The organism is Asticcacaulis biprosthecium C19, from assembly GCF_000204015.1.
GTDB classification, from domain to species: Bacteria; Pseudomonadota; Alphaproteobacteria; order Caulobacterales; family Caulobacteraceae; genus Asticcacaulis; species Asticcacaulis biprosthecius.
In genome coordinates, this window is the sequence record NZ_GL883079.1 from 270132 (window position 1) to 289699 (window position 19568).

General features: G+C 60.1%; 15 protein-coding genes and 1 pseudogene. 6 read left to right on the top strand and 10 right to left on the bottom strand.

Going from position 1 to position 19568, the window contains the following annotated elements; translation table 11 throughout:
• Positions 1-402 (top strand): annotated as a pseudogene (locus ABI_RS25310) (ribonuclease D); the annotation flags it as partial.
• A gap of 35 nt (positions 403-437) precedes the next feature.
• Here ABI_RS25310 and ABI_RS16445 read toward each other — a convergent pair.
• The 3 genes from ABI_RS16445 to ABI_RS16455 form a co-directional block, all read right to left on the bottom strand.
• Positions 438-1919 carry a Ppx/GppA phosphatase family protein gene (locus ABI_RS16445; RefSeq protein ID WP_006274174.1) on the bottom strand — a complete coding sequence of 494 codons (1482 nt, stop codon included), beginning with the start codon at positions 1917-1919 and terminating at the stop codon, positions 438-440.
• An 81-nt stretch (positions 1920-2000) separates the two neighbouring features.
• Positions 2001-4247 carry an RNA degradosome polyphosphate kinase gene (locus tag ABI_RS16450; RefSeq protein WP_006274175.1) on the bottom strand — a complete coding sequence of 749 codons (2247 nt, stop codon included), beginning with the start codon at positions 4245-4247 and terminating at the stop codon, positions 2001-2003.
• 58 nt (positions 4248-4305) lie between these two features.
• Positions 4306-4977, bottom strand: coding sequence for a P-loop NTPase family protein (locus tag ABI_RS16455; RefSeq protein ID WP_006274176.1), 672 nt, complete (start codon positions 4975-4977; stop codon positions 4306-4308).
• 153 nt (positions 4978-5130) lie between these two features.
• Here ABI_RS16455 and aspS point away from each other — a divergent pair, with 153 nt between their 5' ends.
• The 3 genes from aspS (at position 5131) to ABI_RS23830 (ending at position 9699) form a co-directional block, all read left to right on the top strand.
• Positions 5131-6936, top strand: a complete 1806-nt coding sequence (gene aspS, locus ABI_RS16460; protein WP_169313744.1) for an aspartate--tRNA ligase — start codon at positions 5131-5133, stop codon at positions 6934-6936.
• Positions 6937-7171: 235 nt separating this feature from the next.
• Positions 7172-7996 carry a flagellin gene (locus tag ABI_RS16465; protein ID WP_006274178.1) on the top strand — a complete coding sequence of 275 codons (825 nt, stop codon included), beginning with the start codon at positions 7172-7174 and terminating at the stop codon, positions 7994-7996.
• Between the two features lie 158 nt (positions 7997-8154).
• Positions 8155-9699 carry a family 43 glycosylhydrolase gene (locus ABI_RS23830; protein ID WP_085930199.1) on the top strand — a complete coding sequence of 515 codons (1545 nt, stop codon included), beginning with the start codon at positions 8155-8157 and terminating at the stop codon, positions 9697-9699.
• 205 nt (positions 9700-9904) lie between these two features.
• Here the strand turns inward: ABI_RS23830 and ABI_RS16475 are convergent, their stop codons facing one another.
• Entirely contained in the window at positions 9905-10396 is a 492-nt protein-coding gene (locus ABI_RS16475) for a pentapeptide repeat-containing protein (protein WP_006274180.1), read from the bottom strand.
• Between the two features lie 167 nt (positions 10397-10563).
• Complete coding sequence (locus ABI_RS16480) at positions 10564-13293, bottom strand: TSCPD domain-containing protein (RefSeq protein WP_006274181.1); 2730 nt, start codon at positions 13291-13293, stop codon at positions 10564-10566.
• 209 nt (positions 13294-13502) lie between these two features.
• On the opposite strand from ABI_RS16480, the gene ABI_RS16485 reads away from it, so the two are divergent.
• Together ABI_RS16485 and ABI_RS16490 are read left to right on the top strand one after the other, a co-directional pair.
• Positions 13503-13901, top strand: a complete 399-nt coding sequence (locus ABI_RS16485; protein ID WP_006274182.1) for an NADH:ubiquinone oxidoreductase subunit NDUFA12 — start codon at positions 13503-13505, stop codon at positions 13899-13901.
• 10 nt (positions 13902-13911) lie between these two features.
• Positions 13912-14679, top strand: coding sequence for a DUF2155 domain-containing protein (locus ABI_RS16490; protein ID WP_083811543.1), 768 nt, complete (start codon positions 13912-13914; stop codon positions 14677-14679).
• A gap of 124 nt (positions 14680-14803) precedes the next feature.
• On the opposite strand, the gene aat is transcribed toward ABI_RS16490, so the two are convergent.
• The 5 genes from aat to ABI_RS16515 all read right to left on the bottom strand — a co-directional run.
• Complete coding sequence (aat, locus tag ABI_RS16495; protein WP_006274184.1) at positions 14804-15490, bottom strand: leucyl/phenylalanyl-tRNA--protein transferase; 687 nt, start codon at positions 15488-15490, stop codon at positions 14804-14806.
• Positions 15491-15673: 183 nt separating this feature from the next.
• A complete protein-coding gene (locus ABI_RS16500) occupies positions 15674-16102 on the bottom strand; it encodes a pyridoxamine 5'-phosphate oxidase family protein (RefSeq protein WP_006274185.1) in 429 nt (142 codons plus the stop codon).
• Between the two features lie 89 nt (positions 16103-16191).
• Positions 16192-17823, bottom strand: coding sequence for a hypothetical protein (locus tag ABI_RS16505; RefSeq protein ID WP_040309528.1), 1632 nt, complete (start codon positions 17821-17823; stop codon positions 16192-16194).
• 54 nt (positions 17824-17877) lie between these two features.
• Entirely contained in the window at positions 17878-19236 is a 1359-nt protein-coding gene (gene accC, locus ABI_RS16510; protein WP_006274187.1) for an acetyl-CoA carboxylase biotin carboxylase subunit, read from the bottom strand.
• A gap of 7 nt (positions 19237-19243) precedes the next feature.
• Positions 19244-19568, bottom strand: a 325-nt coding sequence (locus tag ABI_RS16515; RefSeq protein ID WP_083811544.1) for an acetyl-CoA carboxylase biotin carboxyl carrier protein, incomplete at its 5' end; no start/stop codon positions are given.

Below are 19568 nucleotides of genomic sequence, written 5' to 3' on the forward strand. Positions count from 1 at the left end.
ACCGATCCGGGCGCATTCGACCATCTGCGTTCGACATCCAAGGGCTTCGGCGCCTCCAAGTTCGGTGTCGACCTGACCGAGATCATCCGTAACGTCCTGAAGAACCCGGAGCAATACGCGCCGAAGATCGAGAAATCGGCACCTCCCGTCCAGGTGCCGGCGTCGGTCGTCGAACTGCTGAAGGTGCTGCTGCGGATCCGCTGCGAAGAGGAGGGCGTGGCGCCCAAACTTCTGGCAACGGTGGCCGATCTGGAAAAGATCGCCCTCGATGACAACGCCGATGTGCCGGCCATGACGGGTTGGCGCCGCAAGGTGTTCGGTGAAGACGCACTAAGGCTGAAGCGGGGAGAACTGGCCCTTGTTCTGAACGGCAGCAAGGTCGAGGTCGTCGAGCTCGATTAATTTTGTTCTCAAAAGCGGGCGCTTCAAACAGTCTGTTAGTAGCTGCCCATCTTGAGGTTCAGCCGTAGCGCATTGGCCAGAGTCTTGGCGCGTTTGCGCGTCTGTTCGCCCAGCAGCAAATCTTCCCAGCCCGCCTTGGCTTCCAGAACCAGGTTGCGCTCGTGCTGCAACAGGTGGGCATTGCTCAGCAGGCTGGCCGATTTGGCCGACAGGTCGCATCCGAGGCGCAGAGTCAGCCCCAGTTGCGTCGCCCGGTTCAAACCGTCTTCGCCCAGGATACGGTCGATCAGCACCGGCTCCTTGACATAGGCTTCGCCGGCATAGCGCGTGAACAGGGTGCAGGCCAGAAAGACACGCTCGGCGTGGCTCTGCCCGGGAATCGGCGCGCGCAGGACCTGGTCGCAGACCAGGTCGGCACGATGATCGGGGTGCAGCGTTGCGCCGATATCGGCCAACTTGGCGGCGGCGCGGATCAATCGCGGGTCGGGGCGTTCAAACAACACGCCGTCGGCACTTTGGTAGAAGTCCCGAGTCCATTGCGAAAGGGCCTGGCCGATGTCGCTGGAAATGCCCAGCCGTGCGCCAAGGGCGGCGCAACCTTCCAGGAGCGGGTCGCGGGTTTTCAGTTCGGGGTCAAGATTGTCGAAGAGCAGCCCTTCGCGGAGCCCGTTGGCCGAGAAACAGACAGTCTGGAACTCGAACGTCTCGATAAGGCTCTGCATGACCAAGGCCGCATAGGACAGGTTTTCCATCCGGCGCTTAGTGACCCCCTTGATCTTTTCCAGTGACCCCGTCGATTGCGAAGCGATCAGCCGGGCGATGTTGAGGGCTTCGCGCGCCGGAAGTTCAAACTGTTGAACGATTTGCAGCGGATAGTTTGCCTTCTGCATCCAGATGACCGCCAGGTTGCGCCAGGCGCCGCCAACGGCATGGAAGGTCTTCTGGTGGAAACGTTCACGATGGGGGGCCAGCACGTCGACGATGCGCTTTCGCGTATGTTCCATCAAAATCGGAGCCGGCGCGCCCAACGCGAAGGGGCCCAGCGGCAGGGTAATGCCCTTGAAGGCGTCTTCGCCATTGAGGTCGATCAGTTCCAATGACGACCCGCCGAGGTCTCCGACCACTCCTGTGGCTTCGGCTTGTCCGCACAGCACACCCAGAGCCGAATAATACGCCTCTTCGCCACCGGTCAGGACGCGAACATGAAATCCGGTTTCGGCCCGGATCGTTTCGGCGAAGGCGGCGCCGTCCTCGGCATCGCGGATGGCGGCGGTGGCGACGGTATGAACGTTCTTGAGGTTGTAGGATTCGATAATAGCGCGGAAGCGGCGCAGCGCGATCAACGTGTCACGGCAACCGTCGGGGTGGAGTCTGCGGGTTCGGCCGAGATCCCGTCCCAGGCCCGCAAGGATCTTCTCGTTATAGATCGGCCAGATCGAGCGGCCTTCGATGCGATAGGTAACGAGGCGAACGGAATTGGACCCGATGTCGATGACGGCCGTATTGTAGTTCGCCAAGACGCGGACTCCCGTGCTGCACTCACGGGCCGCGTATGGCCGGTTATAACAAAAGGCGCAATAGGGAAATAGGCTGTGCGCCTATTTACGAACACCCACGTGATCAAAGGCCTGGGGCATGTCCTTGACGCCGCGGCCGCGGCCCGACAGCGACGGATGAGTCATGAAATAGTCATGCATCGAAAAGGGCTTCTCGAAATGGCTGACATCGACCCGGCTATAGATACCGTCGGCGCCAAGCGTCCAGCTTTGGGCCTCGTCGTTCAGGTTGGCGACCATGATCTGGTCCAGAACCTGGCGATGTACGGTTGGGTTTTCGACCGGGATCAGGGTTTCGACGCGGCGGTCGAGGTTACGGCTCATCCAGTCGGCGGAAGAAATAAAGACCCGTGCCTGATCCGATGGCATCGGCTTGCCGTTGGCGAAGCAGACGATGCGCGAATGCTCCAGGAAGCGGCCAACGATCGATTTGACGCGAATGTTGTCCGACAGGCCCGGAACGCCGGGCCGCAGGCAGCAGATGCCGCGGATGACGAGATCGATCTGTACCCCCGCCTGACTGGCGATATACAGCTTCTTGATGATGACCGGATCGACGATGGCATTGAGCTTGGCCCAAATCTGGGCGGGCTTGCCAGCACGTGCATTGGCGATTTCCTGATCGATCAGGTGGATCAGGCCGGGTTTTAAGGTAACGGGTGAGAAGTATAGCTTCTCCATCACCTCCGGGCGGGCGTAGCCGGTTATGAAGTTAAACACCCGCATCGCGTCGCGGCCCAGGTCGGCATTGTCGGTGAACAGCGACAGGTCGGTATAGACCTTGGCGGTGATCGGGTGATAGTTGCCGGTGCCGAAGTGGACATAGGTGCGCAGGGCATCGCCTTCGCGGCGGACCACAACCGACAGCTTGGCGTGGGTCTTGTATTCGACGAAACCGTAAACGACGTGGACGCCGGCGCGTTCCATGGCGCGGGCCCAACGCAGGTTGGCTTCCTCATCGAAACGCGCCTTGATCTCGACCAGGGCGGTGACGTTCTTACCCTGCTCGGCGGCTTCGATCAGGGCGGCGACGATCGGGCTGTCCTTCGAGGTGCGATAAAGGGTCTGCTTGATGGCGATAACGTTCGGATCGTGCGCGGCCTGGCGCAGGAACTGAACCACGGCGTCGAAGCTTTCGAACGGGTGGTGGACCAAAAAGTCCTTCTCGCGAATTGTGGTGAACATGTCACCACCATTGTCGCGGATACGCTCGGGGAAACGCGGTTCAAACGGGGTGAATTTCAGGTCGTTGCGGTCGCGGGGGATCAGTTGCGACAGTTGCGACTGGCCCAGAATGCCCTCGATGAGAACCACATCCTCGGGCTTGGCCCGAAGTTGCCCGATGATAAAGGCGCGCAGGTCCTCGGGCATGGTGGCGTCGATCTCGACGCGTACCACGGAGCCCAGGCGGCGTTGCTTGATCAGGGCCTCGAACTCGCGGACCAGGTCTTCGGCTTCTTCTTCCAGTTCGATATCGGAGTCGCGCAGGATTCGGAACAGGCCGCGTGAGACGACGTCGAAACCCGGGAAGATCTGCGGCAGACTGACCGAGACGAAGTCTTCCAGGCTGATGAATTTGCGCTTGCCGCCGCGGGTGGCGGTTTCGATCTCCCAGAACCGCTTCACGCCGGTCGGGATCGGCACCAGCGCGTACATGGTGCGGTTGTCCTTACGGCGCGTCAGTTTCAGGACGATCGAGAAGCCGAGGTTCGGTATGAACGGGAAGGGGTGGGCGGGGTCGATGGCCAGGGGTGTAAGGATGGGGAAGAGCTGGCTTTCGAATTCCTTCTCCAGCCAAGCCGAGTCGGTTTTGCTGAGGTCCTTCGGCGACATCAGGTGAAGCCCTGCGGCGGTCAATTCGGTCCGCAACTTCAACCAAATGGCCTGCTGCTTGATCATCAGCTGTGCAGCGACGCGGTTGACGGCCTCCAACTGTTCGGCCGGGGTGTGACCGTCGGGACTGACGACGCGCACGGCCTCGCGGACCTGACCCTGCAAGCCGGCGACGCGCACCATGTAGAATTCGTCGAGGTTGTTGGCCGAGATCGACAGGAAGCGCAGCCGTTCTAACAGGGGATGGCGGACGTTTTCGGCTTCCTCGATGACCCGCTGATTAAAAGCCAGCCACGAAAGTTCGCGGTTGATATAATAGGCGCCGCCCAAGGGGGCGTCGTTATCGAGGTCGATGACCGGTGCGGCTATGGTCGCCACCGGCACGGCAACAGGAAGCGCGTCGGCTATGACGGCCGGTGTGTCGATAGCGGCGTGGGAAGGCGAATCGTCGGACATGAGTGAAGCTTTGCTGTTTTCGCCATCTTACGGTGAAAAACGAAATAACGAATGTTTTTTAAACGTCGGGGTCGTCAAACAAGGTTTCGCTCTGTTCCAGAAAGTCCCGGATCAGAGTCTTGTTGAACGCCCGGCCGTTGGCATGGTGCTCCAGCTCTGTGACAATTTTTTGTGCGGCGGGTACGGAACGTTCGACGCGCGTCGAGAGGTAGGCCAGCGTGTCGTCGCTGGGCTGGATGAAGCGCTGGGCGAAAAGCTTTTTCAGGACGGCCGCCAGCAGGTCTTCGTCGGGCTCGGGAAGGACCATCAGCCGCATCGCGCGCAGGCGCGAACCCAGATCGGGCAGGGCCGTCTGCCAGATGATCGGCTGAATTTTTGTCGTCAGGACAAGATGTTGTCCACTTTTCTGGACGTAGTTACTAAGATGGAAGAGCGCTTCTTCGGAAGCCGTTTCGGCGTCATCGACGACGTAGCTTCCCGTGAGGGCGGCGAGATCGAGTTGGTATGTGTCGTCGGCCGTCAGTAGGTGCGCACCCGTTTCTGCCGCGAAAATATGGGCCAGGTGCGACTTGCCGGTACCGCTCGGGCCTTGCAGGATCAAATGCGGGCTGATCCAGGCTTGCGGCACTAGCAAGACATCGAGCACGGCCTGCAGGGCCGCATTCGTCGCGAAGCTGTCGCGGCTGAAGCGGTCGGGCAGTTCGAGGTCGAGGGGAAGTTGGCGGGCCATGGTGCGAATCTAGGCGTTACGGCCAGCAATGACAATGTGTGCGCCATCAAGCTTGTGGATGACCCGTGAGGTGTCTGTTTATAGTCTTTCGACTTGACATTACGGGCGCATCATGTGCCCTACGCGGCCTGATTTCCAAGCTTATTTCGGGCTTTGCGACCTATGCACATCTATCGTTCCCACACCTGCGGCGCCCTGCGCCTGTCCGACGCCGGCTCCCAGGCGCGCCTGTCCGGCTGGGTCCACCGCAAGCGCGACTTCGGTGGCCTGCTGTTCATCGACCTGCGCGACCATTACGGCATCACCCAACTGGTGTTCAATCCGTCGTCGCCAGGCTTTGCCAAGGTCGAACGTTTGCGCGCCGAGAGCGTGATCCGGGTCGACGGCAATGTCGTGGCGCGCGATCCCGAGACTTTCAATCCGAACCTGGATACGGGTGAGGTCGAGGTTCGTGTCACCGACGTCGAGGTGCTGTCGGAATCGGCTGAGCTGCCTTTGCCGGTGTTCGGCGAGCCGGACTATCCGGAAGAGGTGCGTTTGAAGAACCGCTTCCTGGACCTGCGTCGTGAGACCCTCCACAAGAACATCGTTCTGCGCTCCAAGGTGATCCAGTCGATCCGCAACCGCATGGTCGGGCAGGGCTTCCTGGAATACCAGACGCCGATCCTGACGGCGTCTTCGCCGGAAGGCGCGCGCGACTTCCTCGTGCCGTCGCGGATGCACCCGGGCAAGTTCTATGCCCTGCCCCAGGCGCCGCAACAGTTCAAGCAGTTGCTGATGGTGTCGGGCTTTGACCGCTACTTCCAGATCGCGCCCTGTTTCCGCGATGAAGACCTGCGGGCCGACCGCTCGCTGGAATTCTATCAGCTCGACGTCGAGATGAGCTTTGTCACGCAAGAGGATGTTTTTGCTGCGATTGAGCCGGTGATCCATGGTCTGTTTACCGAGTTCGGCGACGGCAAACGCGTGTCCTCCTATCCGTTCCAACGTATCCCGTACAAGGAGTCGATTGCGAAATACGGTTCGGACAAGCCGGACCTGCGCAACCCGATCGAGATGCAGGACGTGTCGGTGCATTTCGCCGGATCGGGCTTCAAGGTGTTTGCGTCAATCCTTGAGCAGGACGGTACGGCCGTGTGGGCTATTCCGGCCAAGACCGGCGGTTCACGCGCCTTCTGCGACAAGATGAATTCGTGGGCGCAGGGCGAGGGCCAAAAGGGCCTGGGCTACATCTTCTGGCGGACGCCGGAAGGGGCGGCTGAGGGTTTGGAAGCCGCCGGCCCGATCGCCAAGAACATCGGTGAGGAACGTACCGAGGCGCTGCGTCAGCAACTGGGCCTCGACAATGGCGATGCGGCTTTCTTTGTTGCCGGCAAGGTCGATGAGTTTGTCAAGTTCGCCGGCTCGGCGCGGACCAAGGTCGGAACGGACTTGGGTCTGGTGGATGAGGATCAGTTCCGCTTCTGCTGGATCGTCGACTTCCCAATGTTTGAGTGGAACGACGAAGAGAAGAAGATCGATTTCTCGCACAACCCGTTCTCTATGCCGCAGGGCGAGATGGAGGCCTTGCTGACCAAGGATCCGCGCGAGATCCTGGCCTATCAGTACGACATCGTCTGCAATGGCTATGAGCTGTGTTCGGGCGCGATCCGGAACCACAAGCAGGAGATCATGCTGAAGGCGTTCGAGATCGCTGGCTATGGTCATGATGTGGTCGAGTCGCAGTTCGGCGGCATGTTGAACGCGTTCAAATATGGCGCGCCGCCGCACGGCGGTCTGGCGCCGGGGATCGACCGGATCGTTATGCTGCTGGCCGGTCAAACGGCTATCCGTGAAGTCATTGCCTTTCCGCTGAACCAGCAGGGCCAGGACGTAATGATGAGCGCGCCGTCGGATGCGCTGGATAAGCAGTTGAAGGAATTGCATATCCGGACGGCGCTGCCGATCAAGGTTGGCTGATGTAACGGGGTGTGGGGCCCGCGGCCCCAAGTCTTACTCTTCCTTCCTTAGACCTCGCCCCCTTTGAGGGCGAAGGTCAAAGGAAGGAAACGAAAGGCTTTGTGGGGTCGCGGACCCCACGCCCCATTTGTCAGCCAAGCCTCTGCGGTAAAATCGTGACCTAACAAAACCCGTTAACAATTCCCTGCTATGATCACCCTACCCACGACAGAAGGTCAGGGGATGGTTCGGGAAGATGAACTCCATCAACACCAATTTGGGCGCCATGGTGGCCCTGCAAAACCTGAACAAGATCACGGCAGATCTGCGCGTGACGCAAAACCGTATTTCGACAGGTCTCAAGGTTTCCAGCGCCAAGGACGACGGCGCTATCTACGCCATCGCGCAGTCTCAACGCGCCGAGATCAAGTCGCTCGACTCCGTCAAAATGTCCCTGTCCCGAACGTCATCCACCGTCGACGTCGCCATGACGGCCGGCGAGTCGATCCAAGACATGCTGACCGAGTTGAAGGAAAAGGCGCTTGCGGCGTCCGACACCTCGCTCGACACGACTTCGCGCGATGCGTTGAAGGCGGATTTTGCCGCCATACGCAACCAGATCACCAAGACCATCGCCAACGCTACCTTCAATGGCATCAATCTGTTGAACGGGTCGCGCGCCACTATCGGCGCTCTGGCCAATGCGCAGGGCAGCAGTCATCTGACCGTCGATGCCGAGGACATGTCGCTGGGCGGGGGAATCATCACCCTGGGCGCCAGTACCGATTTTTCCACGGCGACCTCGGCCCAGGCCTTGCTCACCACGTTGGATGACTCGATCAGCAACATGTCGTCAGCCCTGGCCAGGCTCGGGACGTCGTCGAAGTCACTGGATCGTCACGCCACCTTTATCGGTAAGCTCCAGGATACCATGGACGGTGCCGTCGGCAAGTTAGTCGACGCCGATATGGCCAAGGAAGCGACCAAGCTGCAGGCCCTGCAGACCAAACAGCAACTGGCCATCCAGGCCCTGTCGATTGCAAATCAGTCACAGTCCTACATGCTGTCGCTGTTCCGTTAGAGATTTCCTACCCCTCACACTTTCCAAATACAGCCTGTACCTGCCGCGACATTTATTGTCCGACAAAATGCTTGACGGAAGAGTGTGCTCCGGATAGCGTGTGGCAATTGTCAGACATTATAAGGGGCGGGTAACGCCTCCGGAGCCAGGGAATAGTCATGTCTAAGTTTACAACGCCCGTTGCGGCGGCGCTTTGTCTCGTCTTGATGACCGGTGCGATCACAGCCTGCGGCGGCGGCGGGGGAGGTGGTGGCGGTTCCGGCGGTGGGGGCGGCGGATCGTCCTCCAGTGCGGTCGGTGTCGACATGGGCACGCAATCGGTGGTCGACGACGTCATGGCGATGAAGATTCGCAATGTCGCATCGGGGCAGTACCTGACCATTGCCGGCGCGAGTCAGACTGCAGGTGCCAAGCTGGGCCAGGCTTTGGACAGCAGCAACAAGGAACTGCTGTGGCACGCCATCACCATGGACAGCAATCAGTACAATCTCGAAAACATGCTGACCCACCAGGTGGCGGGCATAGAGAATGCTTCGACGTCGGCTGGAGCGGAGGCTTTGCAGTGGGCCGATAACGGCATCAATGACCATCTGTGGACGTTTCATAAACTGACCAATGGCAATTATCTGATCCGCAATGTGCGTAGCGGCCTCTATCTCCAAACGAATGCCAGCGGGACGGTGACCCAGGAGTCGCGGCCGGCGACGGGGACGGCTTGTACCTGTCAGGAATGGAGTTTAAGTCTGACAAGTGCGAGGGCTTATGCCTTGCCGAAAGCGGTGTCGGGCGCTGGCGTTGACGTGCACGACCCCAACCTGATCGTGGATACAGCGGGAACCTATTGGCTCTATGGTACGCACAACACCCTGGCCAGTTCGACCGACCTGACGACCTTTACCAAGGTGGCGACGGGGGCGTTTGCAACGGACTATGCCTGGTGGGCCAGCAAAAATACGACGGGGGGCGGTGGGAGAACCGATCTGTGGGCGCCCAGCGTCCTGTATGCCAACGGCACGTATTATCACTACTATTCCATTCCGGTTTACGGGACGCCCGGTGTGCCGGGGACCAATATGGGTGCGGAAGCTGTCATTGCCCTGGCGACCGGACCGACACCGACGGGACCATGGACGGATGCCGGAGAGATTATCGCCAGCTGCGGGACGCGGCCGGGCTGTATCACAAAGTACAATGCCATCGATCCGGCGCCTTACATAGATGATGCCGGCAACTGGTACATGGCCTTTGGGTCATGGGAAGACGGGATGCATGTGATTGAGCTGGATCCGGTGACGGGGTTGCGCAAGGGGAAGGTGATGCATGACATCGCCAAGCGCCCGGGCGGCGTCGAAGGGCCGTTCATTTTTCCCTGGGTGGTCAACGGGACAAGGTATTACTACTATTTCGGCTCGGCCAATCCGTGCTGTAACGCAAACAGCCGGTATCGCATCCTGGTCGGCCGATCGACTTCGCCGACAGGACCGTTCTTTGACCGCGGCGGTCTGAACCTGGTCGATGGCGGTGGGACGATCCTGTTGAGCGCGCATGGCCAAATTAAGGGACCGGGCGGCAACAGCGTGGTCAATGCCGGAGGCGTGCCGATCCTGGTGTATCACTACTACGACGGGGCGTCGGGCGGCGCACCGAAGCTGGGGTTGAATGCGCTGGGGTTTGATGCGGAGGGGTGGCCTTACGTGCAATAGTGATGGGGTTTGGGGTCTGCGGCCCCATAAAAGACCTTTCTTTTCCTTCCTTGGACCTTCGCCCTCAAGGGGGCGAGGTCAAAGGAAGGAAGAGGAAGACTTGGGGCCGCGGGCCGCAAAACCCGTTTGTCAGGCACGGAAAACCCCGGCGTGTCCGCCAGGGCTCCGAAACTGTCTCAGAGTGTGTTCGGGTCGTTGACAGAGATTACTGGTTACAAACCGGAACGCGGATACCGGCAGGCGCCTGGGTCGCTTCGTCACCGCAGGCGCGATCGAACTGAGCCTGGGTGATACCCGTCGCCGACGACATTTCTGCGCCGGAGAAGTTCACGCCGGTCAGATTGGCGCCACGAAAATTCGCATGTTCCAGATAGGCGCCGACAAAGTTGGCATTTGTCATATCCGCGCCGGCGAAGCTGGCCCGGCCGAACAGGGCCGCCGAACCGTTGACGTCACGCAGGTCAGCGCCCGAGAAATTCGTGCCGCTGAAGATGCCGATGCCCAGATCGGCCTGACGCAGGCGCGCGCCGGCAAAGTTCTTGCTCTTCAGTTGCAGGCCGACAAAGTCCGCCTGGAACAGGTTGCACTTCGGGCAGTTGGCGCCGTTCCGGGCGGCGTCGATCTGGGACGCGTTCTGAGCCAAAGCCGGGCTGGACAGCAGGCCAAGGGCCAGGATTGCCAGAGTGATGCGTTTCATAAGGGAACACCTTCGCTGATTGTGAACGACACCCAGCAAACCCGATGCCACGAATGCCTGCGGGCATTCGTATTTTTCAGCTCAAGCGCCGGACTAGGCGCCCCCCCAAGGCTCGCGCAATTGTGCGCGGCGGGCGGTCGCCCTTGCCAAAGGCGGTAGCCGTTGGATCACTCGTCGTCGTTCACCGCTTCGCGCTTGCGGGCAAACGGTACGACCACCAGATTATCCGTTGCCGTACCTCGGGCAAAGCCCTTGGAGATGAATTGTGACGCAGGCAAGGCTTCTTCGGTCTCCCTCACAACATCGCCGTGGCCCAATCCGTCGGCATTCAAAGCTTCCGGATCGGCATTGCTGAGATCGTCGCGGTCAAGATACGAAATCGCCAGTTCGCGGAATATGTAGTCCAGGATCGAGGTTGCCGACCGCACCCGGTCGTTTCCGGTCACCGGTCCTGCCGGCTCAAACCGGGTAAAGACAAAGGCATCGACAAATTCATCCAGCGGCACGCCGTACTGAAGGCCAATCGAGATCGCAATGGCGAAATTGTTCATCAATGATCGGAAGGCGGCGCCCTCCTTGTGCATATCAATGAAAATCTCACCCAGCGAGCCATCTTCATATTCGCCGGTGTGGATATAGACCTTGTGCCCGCCGACGCCGGCCTTCTGGATATAGCCCTTGCGGCGATCGGGGAGCTTAGTCCGCGACCGTTCACGCTCGATGATCTTCTCGATGACCCGCGACGAAGACGGGGCAGGGGCGGCCACAGGCGCCGGCTCCCGCTTCGGCGTCTCGTCGTAGGCCGGGATTTCCAGGCGAAAATCCGCCGGCGGGTCGGCCCGGCTGACCGTGACGGCGCGCAGGTCCAACCCGGCCGCCAGGGCGTAGAGCTTCATGACCTCGGTTGGAGTCTGATCCCAGGCTACGATCATTGCCGCGGTCGAGGGGGCATCGACAAAGGCCTCACAGGCCTGACGCAAAGCCAGTTGCGCCTTCAAGCCTGGCGGGGCGATCAGACGCCACGCCGTCTCGTTTAGCGCTTTCAACGAATCGAGCTCGCGATGTCCGAAGATGTAACCTTCTGCCGCGGCTTGATCACTGGGCGAAAAACCCATGACATCCAGCAAGTTCAATGCCGGATCTGCCAGATCACTTTCGTCGAGTCCCCAGATGTCGCGAATGAAATTTACGTCGAGGTGACGGGTCGAAAACACCTCGGCCAGGGTCGAGGCGGTCATCAGCACGTCCTGCAACTGACTAACCTCGAACTCACTCAGCCCTTTGGATTTCAAGCTTGCGGTGTTGATATGCGGAGCATCGTATAGACTGCGGTGACCCAGAAGATGGCCGCGAACCTCATCCCAATCGGCAGCCAGCGCTTGTAACCCCTTGATAACCGGCGCTTTTAATACGGTGACAAACGTCCCGTCGTCGCCTTCGATCACGCCGCGAACTTCGCGGATGGCTTGGTCCCCCAAGGTGGCGCCCAGGCGCAGAGCAAGCTCATCGTCGGCAAACAGTGCCGTCGACTGGACATTGCGCAGTCCGGTCAGCTTGGCCAGTTTCAGCCCCGACTGAATCAGTTCCAGGCTGCGGCCCTTCAGGTCGCCGTGACCTTTCATCGCCGTGATCTGGTACAGTTTACTGCTTAGCCTGTCGATCGCGGCGGGTTTGTCCGCCTTGAAACTGTCGTGCGGTGACAGGCGCTGGGCCAGAACCGCAGAGGCATGAACGGCGGACGCTTCCAGCAAGGCGAACAGATGCGAGGCGTAGTCGCCGGCCGCGCTGTCGCTGAGCGACAGGCCCAAACTCATCAGGGCGTCGGTCAGACCCGCCAGAGTGAGGGCGACCGGACGTTCGGCATGTAGTTTAAGAGAGTCAGTATAAGTCCCGGTAAATGCGACGGAAGCTTCGATATCCAGCGCCCAGGCCCACAAGGTGATGGCGTCGACGAAGGCTTCGGCCTGAAAGCCGTCGTCCTGGAAGAAACGCGCGACATTGATGGCGGCTTTCGGCGCCAGGTTCTGGGCCTCAAGGGCTTCTGCGTCGCGCGGATCGAAGACCAGATGCAGGCCCTGCGTCTCCAGCGCTGTTTCCGCCAACAGAACGGCGGAAGGGTCGCCGGCGCAGACCGTGTCACGGCTGCCGACGACCGCGCGGTGACGTACCGGAACCGTCTCGGGCGAGGCCGGCGACCAACTGGGAGTTGAGGTCTGGCTGAGCTGGATCTGGCGCGCAATAAGGGCGTCACCGGCGCCCAGCCCGCGGGCGCGGGCCGCCGCGCGTGCCAGGGCTGGATTGTGTTTTAACGATGCGGCATGTTCACCTTCGCTACGGCCGATGGCGCTGGAAATATCATCCAAGGCGGCGGCCAGGCGGGTTTGGGCCGCATCGCGCAACCTGGCGGCACGGGCATCGACCAGGAGCCGCGTCAAAGTTTGACGGCCGGCATGGTCATCGAGATACAGCGGTGCTGCCTCGGTTGCCTGGGGCAGGATGTCGCCGGCGGTCGGGTGAACGCGATGGCCAGAGGTTAAACCGGTTGACGGCCCCGCCAAACCGGCCAGCAGTGTCGCCTCCAGGGCCTCGGCAAATTCGCCGGCCTCAGCGGGAGAGGACAGGTGCCCCAGACGCAGACCCCATTGCGAAAGGCGGTGAGCATAGTCGCCAAGGGCGCCGCCAAAGGCATCGCTGTCGGCATCGCCGGCTCGCGTCCAGGTCCCCGATGGCAGGTCGGCGGCCAGCGAATCAGCCCAGTCCAGCCAGGCTTCGGCCTGGGCGGACGGCATGTCGCGCGGGCAAATGACCTCCGTGAAGGTGCCCGCGCGCTCAACAACGCGCGATTCCAGGTCGCCAGGGGTGATCAGGCGGCGTAGCGCCGGAGACAGAAAAGCCATATCGGGGTCCGCAGAAAACGCAGGTCTTGGGTTAACTCTATCGCGTAATAGGCGAGACATCAATAAATGTGGTAGATGTTTGGGCAACCGTCCACAATATGTTGATGGCGGCGTCCTGCCGCCGGGGCGATAAAATTTCCCGCCGCGCCTTTACCTGTTCGAGCCAGATCACTATAGTTCGAGGTGATTTGTGATTAAGGACAAGTGTTTTGCTGGACAAGATTTTCCTGTGGTGGAGTGGCGCGACGCTGGGCACCCTGTTTACGGTCGGCCGGCGCGGACGCCAGGTTGGCAGCGATGAGTTTGGCAACCGCTATTTCGAAGACCGCTCAGCGTCCAACTCATATGATGTCGGCCGTAAGCGCCGTTATGTTCTCTATAAGGGCTATGCCGACGCTTCGAAGATTCCGCCCGACTGGCATGGCTGGATGCACTATCTCTACGACACGCCGCCTTCGAAGGAAGCCTTGCCGCGCAAGGCATGGGAAAAGCCGCACCTGCCCAATATGAGCGGTACGCCCCTGGCGCAATTCCCCAAGGGTTCCATGAACAACGAGACGCCGGAGCGGCAAAAGTCGGCCGGCGACTATGAGGCCTGGAAGCCGTAGGAGTTCGATCATGGTTCGGCGCGCACATATCAAAGGTTCCTGGGCCGTCTTGGGTGCGCTCGCCCTGTGTGGCGTCGTGTCGGCGTCGGCCCAGACGGCACCGCCGACCCGTGGCGATGGCGGCCGTCAGGTTCCGCGTTACGTTGACGATGCGGACTATGATCCTCAGCCCTATTACGTCGACGGCGTCGAATTCAAACCCTATACGCCCGAAAAGAAGAAGGCCAAGCCGGCGGCAACGCCTGCGGCGCCTGCGCCGCAACCGACGACACCTGCCGCGTCACCGGTGCAGGAACTGAAGCCCTATGTGGCGCCGTCGGCCGTGCAGGCTCAGGCGGACCCGGAAGACAAGCCCAAGGCTGTTGCCTCTGCGTCCTCTTCGTCCTCTTCGTCATCGACGGCCAGCGTATCTAGCTACGTGCCGAAGAAGCGTCCGCGTTATGGTACGGCGATCATCGAAGCGCTGGACAAGGTCAATGCCGAGAGCGTGCGGTTTGAGGCTCCGATCGGGCAACCCGTTCGCTTCAAGGGCCTTATCTACCTGGTCAAGGCATGCGAAATGACGGCCGACGATGAGGCCCAAAACGACGTCATGGCCTATATGACCGTGCGTACCAATCCGGTGGCGGCAACGAATACCTCCATAGGTAGCAAATCCAAACAGATCTTCCAGGGCTGGAGTTTTTCGTCGAGCCCCAGTCTGAACCCGATGCAGCATCCGATCTATGATGCCTGGGTGATCGGCTGCCGCAAACCGCTGGGCGGGACGACCAGCTGAACTTGAAACCGCGAATAAGCGCGAATGAACGCGAATAATTCCTGGTAGGTTCGCCGCGAAATGTGAATTTGGGGGCGAGGGGTGCGCAGCGGTTTCTCGAAAGATGGTTCAGGCGGCGCAATACCTATTCGCGTTCATTCGCGCTTATTTGCGGTTCCAATTTTTTTCCCGGGGCCAGTAGACGCATAACGTCTTTGCCTGTCGCCGTTGACGGCAGGTCGTAGAAGTCAGCCTTCAGATCGACAGCCGCGGCCAGAAGCGTCAGATAGCCGGCTTTCTCAATCTCCAAAACGCCGAACTGGCTGAGATGCTCAGTCTGGAATTGGCAGTCCAGCAGTTTGAAGCCACCGGCCTTCAACCGCGCCACCAGATGGACCAGGGCAATCTTGGAGGCGTCGGTTGCGCGCGACACCATGCTCTCGCCGAAAAAGGCGCCGCCGATCGCCACACCATACAGTCCGCCGATCAGTTGGCCTTCACGCCAAACCTCGACACTGTGCGCCAACCCGCGCGCGAACAGGGCCTGGTATAGCGCCTGGATCGAGTGAGAAATCCAGGTCGAGGTGCGATTGACGGATTCCTCGGCGCACAGTTCGATCACCTGCTGAAAGGCGCTGTCTATACGGACGGTATAGTCGTCCTTGCGCACGGTGCGGGCCAGTCGCGACGGAATATGAAACGCATCCAGCGGCAGAACGCCACGCATCGGTGGATCGACCAGAAACAGGTAGTCGTCGTCGCGGGCGTCCGACATCGGGAACACGCCGGAGCGGTAGCAGCCAATCAGATCATCGAGCGTAAAGTCAGCCATGGGCCCGGCTGTTTAGCCCGATTTGGTGCAAATTTTCCAAGGGGAAATGCGGAAATGGCGACATAACTGGTGGCCATTTCTGGACGATGAAGTTTGCGGGGCCTGGACACAGACTATTTGATAGCGTTTTGCAAGTTTTGCTACCAGTTGCGAGATGCAAGCTTGTCGCTTGTGATGCGCAAGCTACAGGCGCAGTTCGCCCTGGTCCATGCCATCCCAGTATTTCACACGATCCGCCTTAACGTGGATCAGGACCAGGCCGGGTGTGTCGAGGCCGTCCTTGAACCAGAGCTCGATGTCCTTGCCCCAATGCTTTTCCATCTCGGCGCGATCATTGACCAAGTCAGCGTGGCCGGTGACAGACAGGAAAAAGGGTTTGGTCAGCAGACCGGGTTCACGCGAATAGGCGAGATTGACTTCGGGATGGTTGGCGATTTCCTGAGCGGCCGACGAACTGCCATCGGCGAAGAACCAGCTATCGCCGTCCCAGTCGACCTTGCGGTTGTTGCTCATGGGGCGGGATTCGAGTTCGCCGGTGACGGTCTTGGATGTCAGCATGCACAGATCGATATCGCGCATGGTCTTGGCTATGTCGTGCAGGGACAGGGTCATGGTTACCTCCGTGGGATGGGAGGCATTCTTGCGTCGCGGCGATAAAGTTTCGAGACGGTTGGACCGCTGTCTGTGTCAGTAACGGGCGGTTAGTTCAGGTGGGAAGCGCCGGCGGTATAGAGCGCTTCGTAAATGCCAAGCCAAACCGCCGTACGATCTTCGGGTGACTGGCACCGTTCTACGATTTCAAGCGCATTAGGGAATTGATAACCTGCCGTCAGACGCCCAGCCAACATTGCCGAAATATCTCGAAAATGCTCTGGATAATCTTCTGGATCTACATATAGGCGTCGATAAAGCCTTAGGGCCTGATCCAGCAGGCTGGCCTCGGCAAGAATGCGGACGATACCGTAGTAGCCTGATATTGGATAATCCTTCAGGCCAACTGCTGCCGCGTTGTCGGCGAATTCGCCCGCCAACGATTTTCGCCCCTGGGGCACGAGTTCCGCGGCGAAAGACGCGTGAGCATAGGCCAGATCGAAAGGCGATTTGATACGTTCTATCAGGCTGATGGCCGTGTCGAGCCGGCCCAGGCGAGCGAAAGCAGACGCCAATTCCACGTAGCTGCCTTCCTCGGTGACGTCTTCAATCAGATCTCCGGGCCAGCGGAAAATTCGCTTCGGCCTGCCCAGAACCTCAACGGCTACGTCAAGCATGGCTTGGGCCACGACGGGATTCTCGGCCGGAGGTACCGGCGTGTCCATCATCGCCTGGATGACGATCGATCTGGGAAACACATTTTTGTAGGCCTTGGCGGAAAACGGTCGGCCGTCCCGCTGACAGGCGGCGATGACGTAGGCGGCGGTTCCGCTGTAATCGGGGTGATGACGTGGCACATGGTTGAGTGCCTGGAGGGCATCGTCCAAACGGCCGCTTTTGACCAGATCATCGGCAAGGTAGGCCATCTCTTGATGCCGATCCTTGACCGGCAGGCTCAACACCAGATCAAAGGCTTCCCGATAGGCGCCCAATTTCTTGAAGCTGTAACCGTACATTCGCCTTTCGGAATGGCCATACAGACCGTTTTGTTTCAGGCAGGCCTCTGCCTCCAAGAGGGCCGACTTGGCAGCCTCAATATTACCGGTCGGCATCAGGTAACTGGATATTGCCGATAGAAGATGTGCCCGCTCCTGCGGTTCGCGTGCATTGCGGGCCAAGGCGAGTGCATTATCGATGCGCCCCATCTGGGACAAAAGCCTGATTTCGGTATTTGTGGTCAGGGGGCGGTAAGAAGCCACCTCAATGTCGAGCCAGTCCAGGTCAGAGGCAGCAATGGAAGCCGAATTCGAAAGTCCCGCAATATATGCGTTCAGAAGCTCAAAGCGGTACTGCAAGTCCGTCTCGCTGACGATGAGACTTCGCGCCTCTGCATATTGGCCGATTTCAGCCATAGTACGGATGACCGCAACTATTTGCATCATCCGCTCTGCGTTATCTGTGATCTGGCTAGCTAGTCTTAACGCGCCCTCCAGATCGTCAGCCTCCAGCAGAAGATTTGACCTCGTCGACAGATGAAAGTCGGGCAGATCTGCATCTAGGTCAAAGAGCCTCAGAGTTATTCTGGCGCGGTTCTTGTCACCGAGAGAGACTTGTTTGGTTGCAATAGAGAGCAGGCAGTCGCCATGTCGACGTTCTTTCGACAAACCAACCATGGATGCAGCGCTGGCCGCAGAAGCCAAAGCTTCGGCCAAGGCACTTTCGATGGTAATCGCTCCGGTCATATACCCGCTCAGCTAGAGAAGGCCCTGCCACAGGCTAGGCTTTCAAACCTGCAACTATCCAGCCGGCGTCTGCGCCTTGATCCAGTTTTCCAGCCAGTGGATATTGTAGTCCCCGGTCTGGATGTCCTTTTCGTTCAGCAGGTCGAGGAACAGCGGAATGGTCGTGTCGATCCCACTCACCACCGTCTCCTGCAGAGCTCGCTTCAGCCGCGAAAGAGCTTCGGGGCGGTCGCGGCCGTGGACGATCAGCTTGCCGACCAGCGAGTCATAGTAGGGCGGAATGGCATAGCCATTATAGATCGCCGAATCCATGCGAACGCCCAGGCCGCCGGGCGCGTGGAAATCCGTTACGGTACCGGGCGACGGCACGAAGGTGCGGGCGTTTTCGGCATTGATGCGGACTTCGATGGCGTGGGTGGTCAGGTCGATATCGTCTTGGGTGAAGGACAGGGGATAGCCTTCAGCGATGCGGATCTGCTCGCGCACCAGGTCCAGATCGGTGACGTATTCGGTGACCGGGTGTTCGACCTGCAGACGGGTGTTCATCTCGATAAAGAAAAACTCCCCGTCCTCGTACAGGAACTCGATGGTGCCGACGCCGAGATAGCCGATCTTCTTGATGGCATCGACGCAGACCTTTCCGATCTTGTCGCGGGCGGCCTTGTCGATGACGGGCGAGGGGGCTTCTTCCAGCACCTTCTGGTGGCGGCGTTGCAGGGAACAGTCGCGCTCACCCAGGTGGCAAACATTGCCATGGCTGTCGGCGATAATCTGGATTTCGATATGGCGCGGCTTCTGGAGGTAGCGTTCCATATAGACCGTGCCATCGCCAAACGCCGCGGCGGCTTCGGACTGGGCCGACATGACGGCCTCGGCCAGCGAGTCGCGGTCCTTGGCGACCTTCATGCCGCGGCCACCGCCGCCGGAAGCGGCCTTGATCAGGACGGGGAAGCCGATGGTTTCCGCCGCGGCCATGGCCTCTTCAACGGTGGCAACGCCACCGTCGGAACCCGGAACGACGGGAATGCCCGAATCGCGGGCGGCTTGCTTGGCAGTGATCTTGTCGCCCATCATGCGGATATGCTCCGCCTTAGGGCCGATGAAGGTCAGGCCGTGAGCGCTGACGATGTCGGCGAACTTGGCATTCTCTGACAGAAAGCCGTAACCCGGATGTATCGCCTGGGCGCCGGTGATTTCGGCAGCGGCGATGATCGACGGGATGTTGAGATAGGACTTGGACGCCGCTGCCGGCCCGATGCAGACCGATTCGTCGGCCAGGTGGACGTGCATGGCGTTGCGGTCGGCTTCGGAATGGACGGCCACAGTGGCGATGCCCATTTCCTTGGCGGCACGAATGACGCGCAACGCGATCTCGCCGCGGTTGGCGATCAGGATCTTGTCAAAGGTTTTCATGATCGGCTTACTCGAACACGACCAGAGGCGCGCCGTATTCGACTGGCTGCGCATCGTTGACCAGGATCTGGGCGACCACGCCTTCGCGCGGCGACGGGATCGGGTTCATCGTCTTCATGGCTTCGATAATCAGCAGGGTCTGGCCCTGCTTGACCTTGTCCCCGACCTTGATGAAGACGGCGGCGCCCGGCTGGGCTGACAGATAAACCGTGCCCACCATAGGCGAGGTGATGGCGTCCTTGGGGGCCGCTGCTGTGGGCGCGGCGACTGGTGCTTCGGCGACAGGCGCAGGCGCCGCAGTCGGCGCCGGCGCGTAGGCCGGGCCCGCATGG